We start from the raw sequence: 16,872 nt of genomic DNA on the forward strand, positions 1-16,872 counted from the left end.
CACGGCGAGAAAATAAGAGGTTTTTAGTGGTGTGTGAGGGCACATACCACAGCGCGGTTTTAGCCACAGATGCACAGATTAGTTTTATCTATGCATCTGTGGTTTTTTGATTTCGGTAAGGATCTCTTTGAAATTCGAGTATGCAGCTTCACAACCCATTTCTACCAGTTCTTTTTTGGTGTGTGTAGTGGCTATGCCAATTACTCTTAGACCTGCTGCTTTTGCAGAACGTATTCCCCCTCCGGAGTCCTCGAAGACCATGGCTTTGTCTGGCTTTATCCCAGCTTTTTCCAGGCTTTTTATAAAAATCTCCGGATCTGGTTTTCCTTTCAGTACCTCATGTCCTCCGGTGATGGTAAGGAAATGGGAGCGAATGCCCAAGCCATCAAGGGTGAAATCAATGTTGTTTTGATCGCCCATCGTGGACAAGTGGATGGAAATACCCAGTCCTTTTAACTGCTCCAAAAAAGAAGTCAATCCCTCAATTTCCTTTAAATGTAACTTATAGATATTACGGAAGGTGATTTCTTTTTCTTCACCCAATTCAATTCGTTTCTCTCTGGAATGCTCATGAGGGAAAAACCTTCTGATCATCTCGTGAATGGTCCCATGGTTTTGGGCATGAAACTCTTCTGGGCGAAGGTGAATACCATGATTTCCCAAGAATCTCAACCAAGCTTCCTGATGAAATGGAATACTGTCCACCAAGGTGCCATCCATATCAAAAAAGACAGCCTCAAGTTCCTTTAAAATGTTCATTTTTTCCTCGAAAAATAGGCCATCATCAGAATCGAACCTGCTGTGCCATCCATGGTAGGTTCATTGGTGCTATAATCTCCAACCGCGTCGTGGTAGACGATAAAAGGATTTTGCCTTCCAACATAATCGTCAGGCCTCTCTAAGGTCAATCCGATCAGATTGGAGTGGATCGTACGGAAAATCGGACCATCCACCAAGCCTCCCGGTATCTCCAATCCCAACTTGACATAAGGGGCGGTATGCACATAGATCGGAAAATCTCCATGCTTTGGAATTCCTGTAAACATGCTCGTGCCCCAGGGATTTTTTCCAAACAGCCAATCCCGCTGAGCGATCAGGTAAGGTTGATATTGGGTGTTTCCGCTCATTTTTTCATAAAGAATCAGCTGAGTAGCCAAGCTCGTCATCAGGTTGTTGGAGCACCAGATAAAAGGAATGCCTACTTCGAAGGGGCTGGTTTGGGCTTTTTTCAAAGTGTAGGCTATGCCTTCTTGATAGAAGTTTTCCAGTGTCTTTTTGAAATCCTGATCTACCACCTCATGAAGAGAAAAATGCCCCAGATTAATAAATGGGTACAGCTGATAATGGGCGGCAGAATCCCGGACTGTCCATGAATCAGCGTTCGAACTTTTCAAAGCATAGTCTTTTGCCTGAGTCAGATAGGAGGATTCTCCGGTAGCTTTGTAGAGTTCTGCCCCGGCCCACTCCATGTCATCGTTCCAGGTTTCTTCATTGTAACGGTAAGGAGCGCTGTAGGAATTGCCCTGCTGATAGCCTTCGTATTTTCTCCCTAATGCATAGAGGCTTTTGGCAGCACGAAGGCATTGGATTGAAAAAGCTTCATCGATTTCCTTCCAGATTCTGGCACCCAAAGCCAAGGCGGCCGCAGATCTTCCGGCAATGTTCGCCATTCCTGTGGATTCACTTTTATACTTGCCCAGACCCTGAGGCTTTCCCGTGGCAAAGTAGGCGGGGCGATAGCTGTTTTCTCCCCAACCGTAATCCGAGTTGTCTTGGTTGGGGATTTTAAACCCTCGGTGATCCCGATCATCGGCGATTTGATGGATGAGTTGGTCGGGGGCAGGATGAAGTTTGAGTAGCCAGTCCAGACCCCATTTGGCTTCGTCGAGGACATCCGGGATACCATTCGGGCCGGGTTGGCCTAGCGCATTTACCTTGTCTTCAAATCGGTCCGGAAAAAGCTGATAAGCCATCAGCATGTGTCCCGTGGCATAACTTCCTGTGATCAGGTACTTGAGTTGGTCGCCGGCATCATGCCAACCCCCGGATGCATCCACATAAGTGCTGTCCGGCATGGAGTCAAAGAAGCTGCGTCCATCCTCTTGATGACAGACCATATCCATTGTTGGATTGTAGCCGCATCGCTGCTGACGCATAAATTCCAGTAAATCCTCTTGAATTCCGGCGTAGGCCTGACTTCCGATATGGAATTTTCCGGAGGCAGTTTTGCTTGCCGAGTGCCAAAGGAAGTAAGAACCCTCACCAGTGGTGGATGAAAAATCAACCTCATAGTAGTAAAAGTCACCCCATTTTCCGGATTCCAATGGCTTGGGTTTGATTTTAGCCAAGGAGCTTGAATCCGGCAAATGGACCAAATGAACGTTATTTTGGATCTTTTCCTTGGAGAAAATCACTGCCTTTTTGGTGTCATCGGGATGAAATCCGACTTGGTTTACAGAGAAAAAAACCTCCTGAGCTTGAATCTGAATTGTCAGAATTAGCATCAGGACGGTTGATAAGAAAGGTTTCATGGCTGGACAGGTTTATCCATGAAGATAAAAAAGCTCTATGGAACTTTGGCTTGATTTTCCAGAAATGGACAACCACAAGTCAAAGGAGCTATGGATGACTACTTGATTACCGCATTGATCTTTTCCCAAAGCGACTGATCGAAACCTGAAAGCGCAAAATTGGGGTTCGCGGGATCAGAGGCCCTTCCCATCCGGATGATGACCATTTTTTTGCTTGGGATCACATAGATGCGCTGATCTTCCGCACCCATGGCAGCATACATATCTGCAGGAGCATTTGGGATAAGCATTCCCGGAAATACGTTTTGGCTCGTCGGTAGCATAAATTGGCCTTTTCCATTGAGCCACCATAAGTATCCGTAGGCTGAATTGAGGTTCTGTGAGGTGGAGGTACTTTGGTTGAAAAAAGCCTCGTTTACAATTTGCTCGGTTCCCCATTTTCCCTGATGGAGTGCCAATAGGCCAAATCGGGCCATACTGCGGGTAGTACTATGGTAAATCGTGAAAATGAGTCCTTCTCTCCAAAAGCCATCCATCCCGATTTTAGCTTTCAGTTTGGAATTGAAATAGGGTTCAAATCCCTGACCGCTTGCTTCTCCAACCACATCCATCAATCGCTGAAATACATTGTGGTAGGACCACCTCGTCCCGGCATCTGCCAGATAGGTGAGATTGGGTTTGATGATCAGTTCGCTTTCGTCATTGATGCCTGAGGTCATGGAAAGCAGGTGTTTGGGGGTGATCAGGGATTCTTTGGCCAGCGGCATACTGGTCCAGCCTGCACCCAGGTATTGAGAAACCCGGGTATTGATATCCAGCAATTTTTCCTGTTGGGCGATCCCTACGGTCGCTGTGGTCAAAGTCTTTCCGGCACTGTTCCATTGCCAAGTGTCGGTGGCTTTGTGGCCGTCAAAGTATTCCTCCATCGCGATCCTTCCGTTCACGAGAATCATAAAGGATTTGGAGTTTCTGGTTCGGAGAAAATCAATAAGAGCAGGAATTTGACTTTCATCCCAGCCAAGTTGGGAAGGAGCGACTTTCTCCCAGTCCGATCCGGTCAGGGGTGGGAAATACACCTCTTGGACTTCTGGGCCAGGTTCTTCTGTAGGATTGCAGGAAAACAAGGAGATGCAGGTACAAAGAATCAAGAAAAGTCGCATAGAATCAGATTTTATGCTAGGACAAGTGTGAACCTTAAAGGTTTAATCTGCTTTAGGGAGCAAAACCAAAGCTAGTGAATGCCTGAGTTTTTTCATTAGGTTTTGGTCTTTTCCATTCATCCGTAGGGTTTCTAGGAAAAGTTGGGATTTAGTCAAGTTCAGATGAAAAAAATGGTGGAAGGGACCCCTTGCCCATTCCACCTTCCCCAGTCAAAAAAATCTGCTCACCCTTAGTTGAGTTTGGTTTTGTAAATCGAGTTTCCGCTTCCTTTTGAAGATCCGGAAAGGAGATACAGATGGTTGGACTGATCAAATTCAATGTCTACCACCCGTTGAGTCAGCGTAGTGCCCGACTGTCGGTTGATCAAGGATACACCGAAGGGGAAATTTCCATCCCATTCATAAAGTGTCCATTTTCCACCTTTTAGTCTTTGGATTTGATTTGTGGTGGCCCCGATTAGATTTCCCTCCCGGTCGGTGGCTTGTGGAGGGTATTTCAAATCTGATTTTGTCCAGGTGTTTCCCATGTCATCTGAAAAATGCAGTCCACCGCCGGAAGACCCAATCCCGAAATCCCCCTGCCAGCTGCCGGGAGTAGCAAAAAGGCGATTACCTTGTTGGGCATGGATAAAAAGTAGACTGGATTTTTTATTTGCCCACTTGGCTCCTCCATCGGAAGAGATGGAGATTCTGTCGACTGTAGTGGAGATCAAGTCAGGCAAAATCAGGGTACCATTGGGCATCTTGAAAAGGCGGTTGAAATCTACTTTTAAAAACCCCACATAAGGAGTGAAAGGAACAAGGGTAGCCACTTCGCTTCTGGTAAAGGTATTTCCGTTGTTAGTCGAGGTGCTGAAGTAGCTTTTGTTGTTATTGAAGGTGATGGTGTAAAGCCGCCCGTCGATAAAGTGAACGTAGGAGTTGTAGGTGGCATTTAGGTCTCCGTAGAGTTTTTGGCTCTGTTTGGAAGCGATTTCAAATCGATGGATTGAGTTGTCCCGTTGCGTGTAGAAAATGTATTTTCCGTCATCGGAGATCGCAAAATTGTCTACGATGGTGGTATTGGGCAGAACAATTTCTTCCCAGGTGATTTTTTTGATTTCTTCAGCCTGGGAATTGTCATCGGAAGGTTGACCATCTTCGGAACTGCATGCCGAAAAGAGTAAAACCAAGCAAATCGGAAAAAAGAATAAATACCTATGCATGTGTAACGAGCTTAATCCAAGTGAAATGAATCATTAAACAGACGTTCCAAAAATCGCCGTGGAAGCCTCTCCAAGCCATACGACAAATGCCCTATTTGCAAAAAAAAACACCTATTCCAACGTTTGAAACTTTGGAATAGGTGAGAAAGAAATGGAAACCGAGTTTATTTCAGCCCGAAAATCCGGATTAAATCACTCTCCGCTGCCAGATATCCGAAAGAGGTAAACACTTTGCTGTCAGTCAGTTCCTGCATGAGTTGTTTTGCCTTGGCCGAGTCTCCGTGGTACAAATACCAGTTGGCCACCCCGTAGCGGATGGCATCATTGGAAGGGCTGCCGGGGCCTTCTTGGTACAGGCTATCTACGGAGATCCAGCCTTTGTATAAATGACAGAGATCAGCATAACTCTGGTTTTCGATCACCGTGGAGTCGGCATGAATCGGTGCCAGCAGAGAGTCGGCTTTCGTCGGATTGCCTAGGCGCTGCTGAATCATGTAGAGCCAATGGGTGCTGGAGACGATGTTGTCGTAGTGATTGCCACTTTCTCGGCACTTGGCATAAGCCTGATACGCTTTTTCGTATTGGTGCGTGAGGTAGTAAGCCAGGCCCAGGTGGTACCAAATGTTGCTGTGGAGGCTGCTAACCGGAATGTTGAGGGCATTGGGCATCCCGTCGGGCTCGATTTCGTCCACAGTGCCTTCGATAAGTTGGGCCGCTTTTTCAAAGTCTGCGATGGCTTTGTCGTATTCCCGGATGCTGAGGTAGCGATGCCCCCGGTGACGATAGAGTCGGGGTTCGTCGGGGAATTTCTCCAGGCCTTTGGAATAGATGTCAATAGCCTGTCGGTATTGGCCAAGGTAGGCCGTACGTCGACCATACCAAATAATGGCTTCCACATCCTCGGGATTGGCTTCGAAAGTGGCTTTTGCTTCTTCGTACTGGGTCAAGAGCTTTTCGGAAGGAGCGGGAATTTCAAAGGTTTTTCCGAGGGGAGTGGTCAAGGTGGAGTCTGCCTTTACCAAATTTTCGGTTTGTTCTTTTTGTGGATTGCAGGCAAAAAGCAGGGGGAGAAAAAGAAGTAGGTAGTGTTTCATACTAAGATTATGCATTGGCCAACGCAAAGGTTTTCAACTGTGGCTTACGAATTTTAATTTCAAAGATCATTCCCCCTTCACATATTTCCTCCAGTTGTGCTGCTCTTTGAAGCCTAGCACTTCCCGGATTTTTCGGTTGGAAAAGAGGGCTTCGTGTTCTTCCAGTTCACGGGTAAGCGGCACGCCCGGAAAAAAGCGCTCGGCCAGTTCCCTGCTGGGAATGATCGCTCCGTTGTGGTCGTTTCCGGCATTGAAAACCTGATAGCCCAAGCCGTCTTTTTGCAGACACAAATCCACGATCTGACCCAAATCCCGGGCATCGATGTAGCAGAAGGCATTGCGGCGACGCACTTCAGGATGCTTGAAATAGTAGGGGAAAAGGGTTTCGTATTCATGCGGCTCGATCACATTGCCGATCCGAAGGGCATAGATATCCACACCGGTTCGCCGCTGAAAGGAGCGGGCCGTCTGCTCATTGACTACCTTGGAGAGGCCGTAGCTGTCCATGGGATCGACGTCGTAGTGTTCGTCTAGGGGGAGGTATTTCGGATCGGTTTTACCGTCGGAAAAGCAAATCCCATAGGTGGTCTCGGAGGAGGCAATGATGATCTTTTTGATTCCCAGTTTGACGGCCGCTTCGATCACGTTGTACGTGCCGACCGTGTTGACGCGGAAAGTTTCATTGTCGGGTTTGATCAGGATGCGGGGTACGGCCGCGAAGTGCACCACGGCATCAAAAGCAGGAACGCCCGTTCCAGGCTCCATTTCATCAAATCCCGCATACATGCTCATGGCGTTAAACATCTGACCGGAATCGGTAATGTCTGCGGTCAGGTTGTCTACGCCAGGATGATGCAGGGGAGTGAGGTCCACATTCATCACGCGGTGGCCTTGCTCGAGCAGGTAAGGGATGACGTGGCGTCCGGCTTTGCCGGAACCTCCGGTGAAGAAGATGCGCATTTGAGCCATGATATGGATGGGGTTGGATAAGGTGTTGGTCGATTAGGAATTGCCCAATACCAAATCTAAAGGCAAAGTCGGGTAATTCCATCCGATTTTTTACCAACTCCCAAAAAAATGAAAGGTTGATTTAACGTTTTACAGATTTGCGATGGGCGGGATTATTACCACAAATGTTTGTGCGAAGAACCAAACTTTCGGCTACCACTAAACTGTCTGAGGAGCACGAAACCCCGCCTATTGCAAATGTGCTGTTAGCGGTTGCCCTTTTTCTGCTTATTACTTTATTCATTATTTTTGTCAAAGTCTTCTTCCCATTTTACGATGTCAGTATTATTAGTTGAAAAAATTATTGTCGCACTGTCGCCTATGCTGTAATTTTTAGGGTTTAGGTCGTTACTATATTTTTTACCGTCTAAGTAGAAGTCGAATAATGCATAAGGCGTTCCTTTTCCTTTGAAATGGATGTCGTTAATTCTCACTTTTTGTAGTCGTCCAAAAGTTTTCAATTGGTCTTTTTCATATTTATTTAAAGAAGTAACTAACTTATATGCTGTCCCTGCAAATAAAATTAGAAACAAAGAAATATAACTTGCACTTATAATTTTTACTTTAGTAGAACCAACTGTATCTTTTAGGATTTGATATTTCTTTTTGTCTGATAGCGTTGAAAAGCTAAAGTCCGTTTTGGTCGGAATGATAATTCTTGTCAAGGAAATGCTCAAGAAAAGTGAGCCAAATCCAATAAGAAAAAAAGCTATAATCCCTAAAAATCTTGCATCTCCATTTGTCCACCATACTTTAAATGCAATGAACGCCCCGAACAAAATTGTCAGAATATAAATTAATGAATATTTTATTGCTTGTTTTATTGTCATTATTATAGGTTCGTTCGTGTTGTCATAGGGTTATCGCTAACGTTTTGGCGCTTGGCGCAGTGGCGGGGATTTTTAGCACTAAACTTCATTAGATGCATAAAGCTTGAGTTTTGCACTTCACTGTCATAGAAGCACGAAAACCCCGCTTTTGCAAAACGGCTGTTATGGGCTGTATTTTTTTATCAATTCCCAGTAAACATTGTCTTGTTTGTCATAACGAATAAGCCCTTCTGATTTACTCCAATATAATTTTGTCACGTAGTCGCTACGTTGCTTGAAGTTTAGCCAGTCTTCAGCGTCTATAATGTAAACGTCATTGTATGTTTTAGATTTAGTCGCCAATGATGTAGTTTGTTGTTGGGAAAGACTATCAATTCTGATTCCGGTCAAACGATAAAAATTTGCATCCTTAGCTGAAAGATGGAATTCAAATCTAGCAATATTGTCTTTTGATTTTTTCAGTTCAACAAAATTATTGTCTAAATATCTATGCTTATCGTCTGGAGGCCATGGGTCACTGTGTCGACAGAAAATACTCACAACCTCATATGTCTTACCGTTAAAAGACTGGGCTTCTGGATAAGCAATTAACGTGTCCTTCTGAAGGAGAAAAATTGTGTCAGTGTCACCAGTGTTGGAACTGAAAACAAGAGTTTCGTTCCCCATATATGGCATCCAGTCGTATTCTTTGTCCGAAAGTCTGTAAGTTTCACGACAAGAGATCAAAATGGAAATTGTCAATAATGTTATGATGTATTTTGAAGTTGTCATTTAATATAGCCCATAACGGGATTCAGCTTGGAGACGGCGGGCATTCGAAGCCGATCTCTTCCAGCCTACTCCTAACTTCTTAAAGATACTAAACTTTCTGTTTACTCGGAACCGCCCGCTGTATCCAAGGTGATGTTATGGGCTTTTTTCTTTATAAGTAGACTTTCAAATCGATTAAAGACTTTCTGAAGTATATAATATTCTCCTTCGAAAAGACCGTTCTCAATTTCAATTATTTCACCTTTTGGGTACCTTATTGTTAAATTCATTTCACCGCTTCCTGGAATTGGAAATAATTCTTCCTCTGGATAATTCCGTATATCAACCATTTCAAATAATTGATTGAGTTGATTTAATGTTAAGGTATCCAATTGAAAATTATGTTTTCCTTTGAGGCCAGAGTATAATTCTCCTTCATAAGTCACTAATCCATTTTTGTCAATATGCATATTGAAGAACGGTAATCTTCCTTCGACAGACCCACCGTCTAAATTCAGAGATTCGAATTTATTTGGATTACTTATTGATATCCTTTCATATTTTACAGTATCATTATCACGATTAAATGGTATTAATAGAATATTATTTTTATCAATATATTGAATTATTCCAACGCTTTCTAGGTCCGAATCTTCAAGAATCAATGTGTCATTGTTAATAGAAAAATGAAAAAATCCATAATTGTCCCAAAATGGGTTTGTCATAATAGAATCTTGAACCAAAAAAGTTTGCTCACCATACCAAATTCCATTTAAATTAACTTTAAAGGATTCCTCTTCATTAGTTTCACAGGATATTAGCATTATGCTAAATAATAAAAAGAGTAGATTTTTCATGTTCGTCTAATTGCCCATAACGTTCCCACGCTTTGCGTTCGTGCGGGATTTCGGAGCACAAAACTGTCATCCTACCACTAAAGCCCAATTGGAAAACTGAACTTGAATGTATGCACGTCACCCCGCATGACGCAAAACGTGTGTTGGCAGCTGGCATTCTTTATTTCATAACTTATTTTCAGATACTAGTCTCCAGTATTGAAATCCTAAAGCTGTCAGTCTACAAGATTTGTTATTCATAGCTGCAAAATACATATGCTCTTCATCAACTGGTACTACAAGGCCTACGCTTGCAAATTTTTGCAGGTCTTTGAAAATCTTTACTTTTTCATCAACGGCAGATTTCTCCGTGAATTCATATTCCGGAGTTAATTTGTGTTCGCTTTCGGGAGTGTCAAAATATTCAGTAATTTTTCTAAGTGTCTCAAGTGGTATTTTGGGCGTTATTCGTCTGATTGAAGTAAACCTTGAAACATTAGTTTTAAATATTGGCCTTTGGTCCCATGCCCCTAGTGCTTCGTCTACATAGGCATACAAACTACCAGGTGTTATGTGTCCCCTTAAGTCAGCAGCACCACCTTGTAATGCGTCCAATAGTAAAGATGTGAATATTCCTTGTCCACCACGTTCTATAGCCACTTCTTCAGATCGGCAAGCTGTTAAAACAGAAAGTCCATCACCTAATTGAGCAACACTATTATTTAATTTTGGTGACCCAAATGCACCAGAATGACAACAATCTAAAATTACAATCTTGTCTTTGCAACTTGAATTATTTGCATATGACAATATTTCATCCATAGAAATTCCTTCATCGTATGCAGAATAATCAGGCGTCACTAAAAAACCACCCAACGAGTTTATAAATCCATGACCTGAAAAGTAAAGTAATGCTACATCTGCATCGCCCTTGAAAAGGTCATCAATAGCTTTTTTTATTGTTCCTTTTGTTAGTTTGTCATTTGGGTCTGTCAGCAATTTAACTGCAAAATTTGGTGAACCGTCTGAGTGCTTTTCAAGCACATTAGACATTTCTATTGCATCTCTAACGCATCCATATAATGGACTTTTAGGATAATTATCTATGCCAATTATTAATGCTTTTCTCATGATAAACTTCTTATAGCGTTAACTACACTTTCAGTATTCCAGCCAACAATTATGTCTGCACTGTCTTTGACCACTTTTGAAGTTTTTTCTGCACCCCAAGGTTCTATTGCAATTATTGGCTTTGGTGTTTTGAATTCCTTTTTTGCTATGTATATCTCTTTATTAATCCATTTACTATAAGAGGAATATACTCCAGCCAAAATAATTATTGAATGGCAAAGTTGAATTTTGTTATAAATAGCATCATATAACTGTTTGTCTGTTCCATTAGTATGAATTGGATCATTTTTAGGAACTGAAAAGTCCTTGTAAGTGAAATAACCCCTGTTGTCAAGAAGCTTAATTAATTTGTCATAGGCGTCACCATATGCCCAAGAATGGCTAATGAATAAATTGTACGTATTTGCCATATTTTTACTTTTTGTTTGATGTCGTGTTATGCTTGCTGCCAACGTTTGTGTTTGCGAAACCAGTTTCGTAAGGCATGCTTATTTGGATACATGGCGAAACCAGTTTCGGGTATTTTTGAATTAAAATTTAGTCATCTAGGTCCAATTGATCCAAAGGACTTTTGATCTGATCAAATCCTTTGGTGGTTACATGTGTATAGATTTCAGTCGTTTTCGAACTCTCGTGCCCAAGGAGACTTTGGATATATCTCAAGTCTGTGCCGTGCTCTAATAGATGCGTTGCAAACGAATGACGGAGAGTGTGTACACTTATCCTTTTTGTAATTCCTGCTTTTCGGGCTGACTCTTTCAGTATGGCTTGAACGCTCCTCGCAGTATATGAAACAGGATTCTCTTTCATACTTCCAGGGCCTTCAAACAAATAGTAATGAGGCTTATACACTTTAATGTATTCTCTCAGCAGGTTCAAGTTTTTTGTGGATAATAGCGTGTAGCGATCCTTTTTCCCTTTGGACTGTTCCACACGGATTTGCATGCGTTTTGAATCTATGTGAGCGATCTTCAAGTTGATCAGCTCGCTGATGCGAAGTCCTGCGGAGTAAATGGTCGTCAAAATGGCTTTGTGCTTTAGATTTGAAGTGTTTTTCAAGATACTAATAACTTCTTCCTCGCTGCACACCTCGGGTAAAATTTTCTCCCGATGGGGTCGGTCTATCGGATAGAACTTTTTGGGGCCTCCTTTGACCTTTTCGTAGTAGAATTTAATGGCATTGATGGCTTGGTTTTGATAGGAGGATGACACTTTTCTGTTTACTACCAGGTGTGTAGAAAAGTCCATGATATCCTTTTCATTGAGCTCATCCACTTCCCGATCCGGGAAAAAGTTGATGAATTCGGTAAAGAGCGCCGAGTAGGTTTTAAGGGTTTGGGGACTGTATCTTCTCTCCCGGAGTTTTTGAAGGTATTCGGGTGGACAGGTTTTGGTGAAGACTTTCGTGTTTAGCTTAGCTCGGTTTTCGGAGCTTGATTCCGTCTTTTCTCTGAAAATCAGTTCCAATCCCAAGTCGGCGATTTTTTGTCTGATCTCCTGTTCATATTTTGGAGAATAGGGCAAGCTCCAGTGTTTTTGAGCCGTATCCCATCGGTAAAAGGGAATCTGCTTGACCGCTTGGATCAGGTCCTCATGAAATTGAAAACGAAGTGTCAGTCTTCCTTTTTCTTTCAAGAGGTAAACTTGGCCTTTTTCGGGGATAAAGATTTCCTCTTTGGGAGATTCTGGCTGAGAAGTCTCCTCGATGTTGGAGATTCGTGGTCCGAAGTAGTACTTGATTTTATCGAGGTTGCCGGGATAGTTTGGGATTTCCCAATGGAAGCTTTCTCCATTCCAATGACTGTATCGGAGACTTCTTACAAAGTCGACATCCGCCTCAATTTTGGGCATTTTGAGAAATATCTTCTTCTCTGTCACCAAAAGTGAAATAGGAAATGAGTTCATAAAAGTGTCAGCTTAAAAACTTTAGGTAAGATAGTTTTTCTGGATCAAGAGACAAAAAATCCTATTAAGACCTTCCAGGTTTTTGGAAACCTGGAAGGGCTGTAGATCTCCAACTTTCTTATTTTTCCCTCAACGCCTCTCCCTCAAACCGGATTCCATCCCAGCCGCTTTGGATAAAGTTGCGGATGTTTTGATGGTCAGTGCCGGAGGCATTGCCGAGCACATCCACGCGGTAGTAGTCTCCAAATAGGGCGAGGGTCTGGGCTTGGCTTAGGCCCTGGAGCTTGGCAAAGAAGAAAATCTTGCAGCTGCCGTTGTTCTGTCCGGCTTCGTTGATGGCGGTACCGTTGGTGAATCGGGTGGGAGTGAAGTCGTAGTGGGCATCGATATAGGCGATGACTTCAGGAAAGGTGATGGACTCGGGTGCTAGTTGGATTTTTTCGGATAAGGTCATAGGAAATGTTTTGCGTGCGAAGATCGCTATTCACCGCAGAGGCGCAAAGTACACAAAGAAAAAGTAGGCAGTGGTCAGTCTCAGTTTCCAGTATCCCTGCCTACTGAGACTAATCACTCAAAAGCACTGCGTCATTGCGAGGAGGGAGGCACGACCGACGAAGCAATCTCTTACGAAACCTAATTCCCATTAAGATTGCTTCGTTCCTACCTCACTCGCTAGGAGGATCTACTTTGTGTTCTCAGTTTACCCTCAGTGCTCTTTGTGGCAAAAATGGCTACAGACCGGATTTGAAAATACGATCCATGAGTACCCACTTCTCACCGGGTTTGGCCCAAGGGAGGGGCTGCTGAAATCCCCACATCAGGGCTTCCCACTTGGCAATGATGGGATTGGCGGCATCCATTTCGGCCTTTTTTTCAAAGGTAAACTCGTCCACCGTTTCCATGATCATAAACATGCGGTTGCCGGTACGGAAGATCTCAATGTTCAAAATCCCGCAGTCGATGTCGTGTTGGGTGACTTCGGGCCATGCGGCGCCGGGGGCGTGGTATTGTTCGTAGCGTTGGATGGATTCTGGATCGTTGATCAGGTCAAGGGCTAGGCAGAAGCGTTTCATAGAAAGTTAGGAAGTAGGGAGGTTAGGATGTTAGGAAGAATTCGGGGTTCGATGTTCGATATTCAGCGTTCAGTATTTAAAGGTTGTCTGGTTTTCTGCTTTACGTTGTCACGTTCCAAGGTGTTCGGCGTTCGATATTCAGTGTTCAGTATTCGATATTTTTTGGTTGTCGGGTTGTCCGCTACGCGTTGTCGAGTTGTCACGTCATTGCGAGGGGCATTTTTTAAATCTTAGATAAGATAACTAAGTGTTGAATGCCCAGAAGCAATCTTTCTTTGATTATATATACTTTTCCAATTAAGACTGCTTCGTCACAGCTAGTTGTCTAAATGAAAGGTCTTTTCGTTTTGTTCCTCGCAGTGACGTCAGCATCAATTCCTAAAGTATTCCCGAAACGCTTTAATCGTCTGCTCCGCAGCTGCGTCTGGATTAGGAAAAGGAAACGCTTCGGCAGACACATAGCCTGCATAGCCGATTTCCTTCAATGCCTCGGCAATCGGAGCCATCTCGGTATGCCCAAAACCCATGGGTTTTCGGTTGGAATCGGCAAAATGAACGTGCCCGATGTCCTTTCCAAATTTCCGAATGGACTCGGATAGGTTATCCTCTTCGATATTCATGTGGAAAAGGTCTGCAAGGAGCTTGACCTGACTTAATCCGTTTTTCTCCAGAAATCCGCTTCCGGACTCCAACGTATTGAACAGGTTGGTTTCATAGCGGTTGAGGGGTTCGTAGATCAAGGGCACTCCTTTCGAAGCGGCGTGATTTCCGAGGGTTTTCAGTCCCTCGGCCAAGAGGGCAAAGGTGTCCTCCCGATTGCCGGAGGGCAGCACATTTCCCTGCATGGAACCGATAATCGCGGGGGCACCGAATCGGGCGCCAAACGTGATCATCTCCGCGATAAAGGCCATGGCCTTTTGGCGAATCTCAGGGTTTGCATCAGTGAGTGTCAAGCCATGGAGGACTTTGCCCGCACCAGTACCTACTGCAGCGAGCTGCAGGCCATGCTGGTCGAGCCGGTCTTGAAGGTGATTTGCATCGAGATCGGTTCCGGATCGGGTGAAGAGCTCCACTCCGTCAAATCCCAGATCGGCGGCTTTTTTCAGGCTTTCCTCCAGGTTATGCCAAAAGATCCAAGGGCCTTGTGACATACTTTCAATCAGGTTGAGGGTGACAGCGGATCGGATCATTGGTCTTCGAGGTTGAGCATGATTTTGATGATTCCCTGCGGGTTTTTGGCCCAACTATCCATCGTCTCGGGAGCCTCCTCGATGGAGACAACTTTGGAAATGACGGCATCCACGGGGAATTTGCCGGCTTCGAGGTAGGCGATCACTTCAGGAAAGTCGGTTTTGCCCACGCAATTTCTTGAGCCGAGGATTTCTATTTCTTTCTGGACAAAGAGAGAAGTATTGAACTCCACGGGAGCCTTGGCATAGCCGATGCAGACCACGCGGCCCAAAAAGGCCACTTCTTCCACCGCGCTGCGATAGGTCTGCGGACTGCCGACTGCCTCGATGATCACGTCGGGTCCGTCTCCTCCCGTGATCTCCTGCAGTCGGGAATGAAGGTCTTCTTTTCCCGGGTTGAGGGCATGAGCAACGCCGATTTGCTTGGCGATGTCGAGTTTGGAGTCGTCGAGGTCTATGGCGATGACCTGAGCACCTTGATTGACCGCCGAGGCCACGGCTCCCAAGCCCACAATGCCACAGCCGATCACAGCTACACGGTCATCGGCGCTGACTCGGCCCCGGCTTGCCGCGTGAAAACCTACGGTCAAGGGTTCGACGAGTGCGAGTTCGCTCAGGCTGAGTTTGTCGGAGGGAAAGATGTCCTGCCAAGGAGCGGTGATGAAGCGTGTCATGGCTCCAGGACGGCGTACGCCCATGGTTTTGTTGGTTTTACAGGCATTTGGTCGGCCCTTACGACAGGCCACACAGGTGCCACAGGCGAGGTAAGGGTAAAGGGTGACGCGGGTGCCCACATGGATAGAGTCAGGGACTTCATTTCCTTTTTCCACCACGGTGGCCCCTACCTCATGTCCCAGGATATTGGGGTATTCCTGAAGTGGAAAGAGTCCTTTGAACCCATTGAGGTCACCACCGCAGAAACCGACCTTGCCGACTTCGAGGAGGACCTCTCCGGCTTTTGGGCTGGGTTTTTCGATTTCCCTAACTTCTGTTTTACCGATTTCGGTAAGGAAAAATGCTTTCATGCAAGATGTACGATTTACGATTTTTGATTTACGACATGGGGAGGGAGCTTTAGACTCTCCTGCCTGTTCAATCTTTCTGTTTTATTTATTTCTAATCTCATAAAATTTAAATCTCAAAATCTCCAAGAAATATCGAATGATGAACACCGAATGTCGAATATCGAATCAAGAAATCCGAAATCCGCACCATTCATGCCTGACGGGATATCGTGTCCCTCTTGCTGGCATCGAATTCTGGAATCTCATTGAGATCCTACGCCAGCGCTTTTTATGGTTGTCACTTTTTGGCCCAGGGTTGCACCCTAGGCTATTCAAGGTTGGACTCCTTCAGAGTCCGGTTTATTAGATTTCAACTCATCAAACATGGGTCTTTCGTCTCCGGTCATCGGTCATTGGTCTTCTTTTTAAATCCGAAATCCCAAATCCGAAATCAGCACCATTCATGCCTGACGGGATATCGTGTCCCTCTTGCTGGCATCGAATTCTGGAATCTCATTGAGATCCTACGCCAGCGCTTTTTATGGTTGTCACTTTTTGGCCCAGGGTTGCACCCTAGGCTATTCAAGGTTGGACTCCTTCAGAGTCCGGTTTATTAGATTTCAACTCATCAAACATGGGTCTTTCGTCTCCGGTCATCGGTCATTGGTCTTCTTTTTAAATCCGAAATCCCAAATCCGAAATCAGCACCATTCATTCTTGACGGGATATCGTGTCCCTCTTGCTGGCATCGAATTCTGGAATCCCATTGAGATCCTACGCCAGCGCTTTTTATGGTTGTCACTTTTTGACCTAGGCTTGCACCCTGGGCTATTCAAGGTTGGACTCCTTCAGAGTCCGGTTTATTAGATTTCAACTCATCAAACATGGGTCTTTCGTCTCCGGTCATCGGTCATTGGTCTTCTTTTTAAATCCGAAATCCCAAATCCGAAATCAGCACCATTCATGTCTGAAGGGAGATCGTGACCCTCTTACTGGCATCGAATTCTGGAATCTCATTGAGATCCTACGCCAGCGCTTTTTATGGTTGTCACTTTTTGACCTAGGCTTGCACCCTGGGCTATTCAAGGTTGTACTCCTTCAGAGTCCGGTTTATTAGATTTCAACTCATCAAACATGGGTCTTTCGTCTCCGGTC

Annotated in this window: 16 protein-coding genes; all 16 read right to left on the reverse strand. The window is 44.6% G+C overall.

The window, feature by feature from the left end; genetic code table 11:
- Window positions 1–84: 84 nt before the first annotated feature.
- Window positions 85–759, reverse strand: a complete 675-nt coding sequence (locus DDT91_RS17795) for an HAD family phosphatase (RefSeq protein WP_187177548.1) — start codon at window positions 757–759, stop codon at window positions 85–87.
- Window positions 756–2,531 carry a glycoside hydrolase family 9 protein gene (locus DDT91_RS17800; protein WP_187177549.1) on the reverse strand — a complete coding sequence of 592 codons (1,776 nt, stop codon included), beginning with the start codon at window positions 2,529–2,531 and terminating at the stop codon, window positions 756–758. The genes DDT91_RS17795 and DDT91_RS17800 overlap by 4 nt, the downstream gene beginning before the upstream one ends.
- A 98-nt stretch (window positions 2,532–2,629) precedes the next feature.
- Window positions 2,630–3,691, reverse strand: a complete 1,062-nt coding sequence (locus DDT91_RS17805; protein WP_187177550.1) for a serine hydrolase — start codon at window positions 3,689–3,691, stop codon at window positions 2,630–2,632.
- A gap of 230 nt (window positions 3,692–3,921) precedes the next feature.
- Window positions 3,922–4,896, reverse strand: coding sequence for a sialidase family protein (locus DDT91_RS17810; protein WP_187177551.1), 975 nt, complete (start codon window positions 4,894–4,896; stop codon window positions 3,922–3,924).
- A gap of 164 nt (window positions 4,897–5,060) precedes the next feature.
- Window positions 5,061–5,990, reverse strand: a complete 930-nt coding sequence (locus DDT91_RS17815; protein ID WP_187177552.1) for a tetratricopeptide repeat protein — start codon at window positions 5,988–5,990, stop codon at window positions 5,061–5,063.
- A gap of 66 nt (window positions 5,991–6,056) precedes the next feature.
- Window positions 6,057–6,902 (reverse strand): NAD-dependent epimerase/dehydratase family protein, encoded by an 846-nt coding sequence (locus DDT91_RS17820; protein WP_370539338.1) that lies wholly within the window; start codon window positions 6,900–6,902, stop codon window positions 6,057–6,059.
- A 332-nt stretch (window positions 6,903–7,234) separates the two neighbouring features.
- Window positions 7,235–7,828: a hypothetical protein gene (locus tag DDT91_RS17825; RefSeq protein ID WP_187177554.1), complete on the reverse strand. Its 594-nt coding sequence runs from the start codon at window positions 7,826–7,828 to the stop codon at window positions 7,235–7,237.
- Between the two features lie 162 nt (window positions 7,829–7,990).
- Entirely contained in the window at window positions 7,991–8,569 is a 579-nt protein-coding gene (locus tag DDT91_RS17830) for a hypothetical protein (protein WP_187177555.1), read from the reverse strand.
- 131 nt (window positions 8,570–8,700) lie between these two features.
- Window positions 8,701–9,435, reverse strand: a complete 735-nt coding sequence (locus tag DDT91_RS17835) for a DUF6438 domain-containing protein (RefSeq protein ID WP_008628095.1) — start codon at window positions 9,433–9,435, stop codon at window positions 8,701–8,703.
- Window positions 9,436–9,600: 165 nt separating this feature from the next.
- Window positions 9,601–10,545 (reverse strand): caspase family protein, encoded by a 945-nt coding sequence (locus tag DDT91_RS17840; RefSeq protein ID WP_187177556.1) that lies wholly within the window; start codon window positions 10,543–10,545, stop codon window positions 9,601–9,603.
- Entirely contained in the window at window positions 10,542–10,955 is a 414-nt protein-coding gene (locus DDT91_RS17845; RefSeq protein ID WP_187177557.1) for a TIR domain-containing protein, read from the reverse strand. The genes DDT91_RS17840 and DDT91_RS17845 overlap by 4 nt, the downstream gene beginning before the upstream one ends.
- Before the next feature lie 127 nt (window positions 10,956–11,082).
- The gene (gene xerA, locus DDT91_RS17850) at window positions 11,083–12,450 is read right to left on the reverse strand and encodes a site-specific tyrosine recombinase/integron integrase (RefSeq protein ID WP_187177558.1); all 1,368 of its coding nucleotides are present in this window, start codon (window positions 12,448–12,450) and stop codon (window positions 11,083–11,085) included.
- A 118-nt stretch (window positions 12,451–12,568) separates the two neighbouring features.
- The gene (locus DDT91_RS17855) at window positions 12,569–12,904 is read right to left on the reverse strand and encodes a HopJ type III effector protein (RefSeq protein ID WP_187177559.1); all 336 of its coding nucleotides are present in this window, start codon (window positions 12,902–12,904) and stop codon (window positions 12,569–12,571) included.
- Between the two features lie 277 nt (window positions 12,905–13,181).
- Window positions 13,182–13,523 carry an L-rhamnose mutarotase gene (locus DDT91_RS17860; RefSeq protein ID WP_187177560.1) on the reverse strand — a complete coding sequence of 114 codons (342 nt, stop codon included), beginning with the start codon at window positions 13,521–13,523 and terminating at the stop codon, window positions 13,182–13,184.
- 371 nt (window positions 13,524–13,894) lie between these two features.
- Entirely contained in the window at window positions 13,895–14,713 is an 819-nt protein-coding gene (locus DDT91_RS17865; RefSeq protein ID WP_187177561.1) for a sugar phosphate isomerase/epimerase family protein, read from the reverse strand.
- Window positions 14,710–15,738, reverse strand: a complete 1,029-nt coding sequence (locus DDT91_RS17870) for a zinc-binding alcohol dehydrogenase family protein (protein ID WP_187177562.1) — start codon at window positions 15,736–15,738, stop codon at window positions 14,710–14,712. Before DDT91_RS17870 ends, DDT91_RS17865 begins: the two co-directional genes overlap by 4 nt.
- Between the last annotated feature and the right edge of the window lie 1,134 nt (window positions 15,739–16,872).

This window comes from Algoriphagus sp. AK58 (assembly GCF_014324365.1).
In the GTDB taxonomy this organism is placed as follows: Bacteria; Bacteroidota; Bacteroidia; order Cytophagales; family Cyclobacteriaceae; genus Algoriphagus.

Excerpts from the sequence above, each read along its gene's own strand:
- DDT91_RS17805 (WP_187177550.1), bottom strand. The coding sequence starts at position 3,691 with ATGCGACTTTTCTTGATTCTTTGTACCTGCATCTCCTTGTTTTCCTGC.
- DDT91_RS17860 (WP_187177560.1), bottom strand. The coding sequence starts at position 13,523 with ATGAAACGCTTCTGCCTAGCCCTTGACCTGATCAACGATCCAGAATCC.
- DDT91_RS17800 (WP_187177549.1), bottom strand. The coding sequence starts at position 2,531 with ATGAAACCTTTCTTATCAACCGTCCTGATGCTAATTCTGACAATTCAG.
- DDT91_RS17815 (WP_187177552.1), bottom strand. The coding sequence starts at position 5,990 with ATGAAACACTACCTACTTCTTTTTCTCCCCCTGCTTTTTGCCTGCAAT.
- DDT91_RS17835 (WP_008628095.1), bottom strand. The coding sequence starts at position 9,435 with ATGAAAAATCTACTCTTTTTATTATTTAGCATAATGCTAATATCCTGT.
- DDT91_RS17840 (WP_187177556.1), bottom strand. The coding sequence starts at position 10,545 with ATGAGAAAAGCATTAATAATTGGCATAGATAATTATCCTAAAAGTCCA.
- DDT91_RS17810 (WP_187177551.1), bottom strand. The coding sequence starts at position 4,896 with ATGCATAGGTATTTATTCTTTTTTCCGATTTGCTTGGTTTTACTCTTT.
- DDT91_RS17825 (WP_187177554.1), bottom strand. The coding sequence starts at position 7,828 with ATGACAATAAAACAAGCAATAAAATATTCATTAATTTATATTCTGACA.
- DDT91_RS17870 (WP_187177562.1), bottom strand. The coding sequence starts at position 15,738 with ATGAAAGCATTTTTCCTTACCGAAATCGGTAAAACAGAAGTTAGGGAA.
- DDT91_RS17845 (WP_187177557.1), bottom strand. The coding sequence starts at position 10,955 with ATGGCAAATACGTACAATTTATTCATTAGCCATTCTTGGGCATATGGT.
- DDT91_RS17795 (WP_187177548.1), bottom strand. The coding sequence starts at position 759 with ATGAACATTTTAAAGGAACTTGAGGCTGTCTTTTTTGATATGGATGGC.
- DDT91_RS17865 (WP_187177561.1), bottom strand. The coding sequence starts at position 14,713 with ATGATCCGATCCGCTGTCACCCTCAACCTGATTGAAAGTATGTCACAA.
- DDT91_RS17855 (WP_187177559.1), bottom strand. The coding sequence starts at position 12,904 with ATGACCTTATCCGAAAAAATCCAACTAGCACCCGAGTCCATCACCTTT.
- xerA (WP_187177558.1), bottom strand. The coding sequence starts at position 12,450 with ATGAACTCATTTCCTATTTCACTTTTGGTGACAGAGAAGAAGATATTT.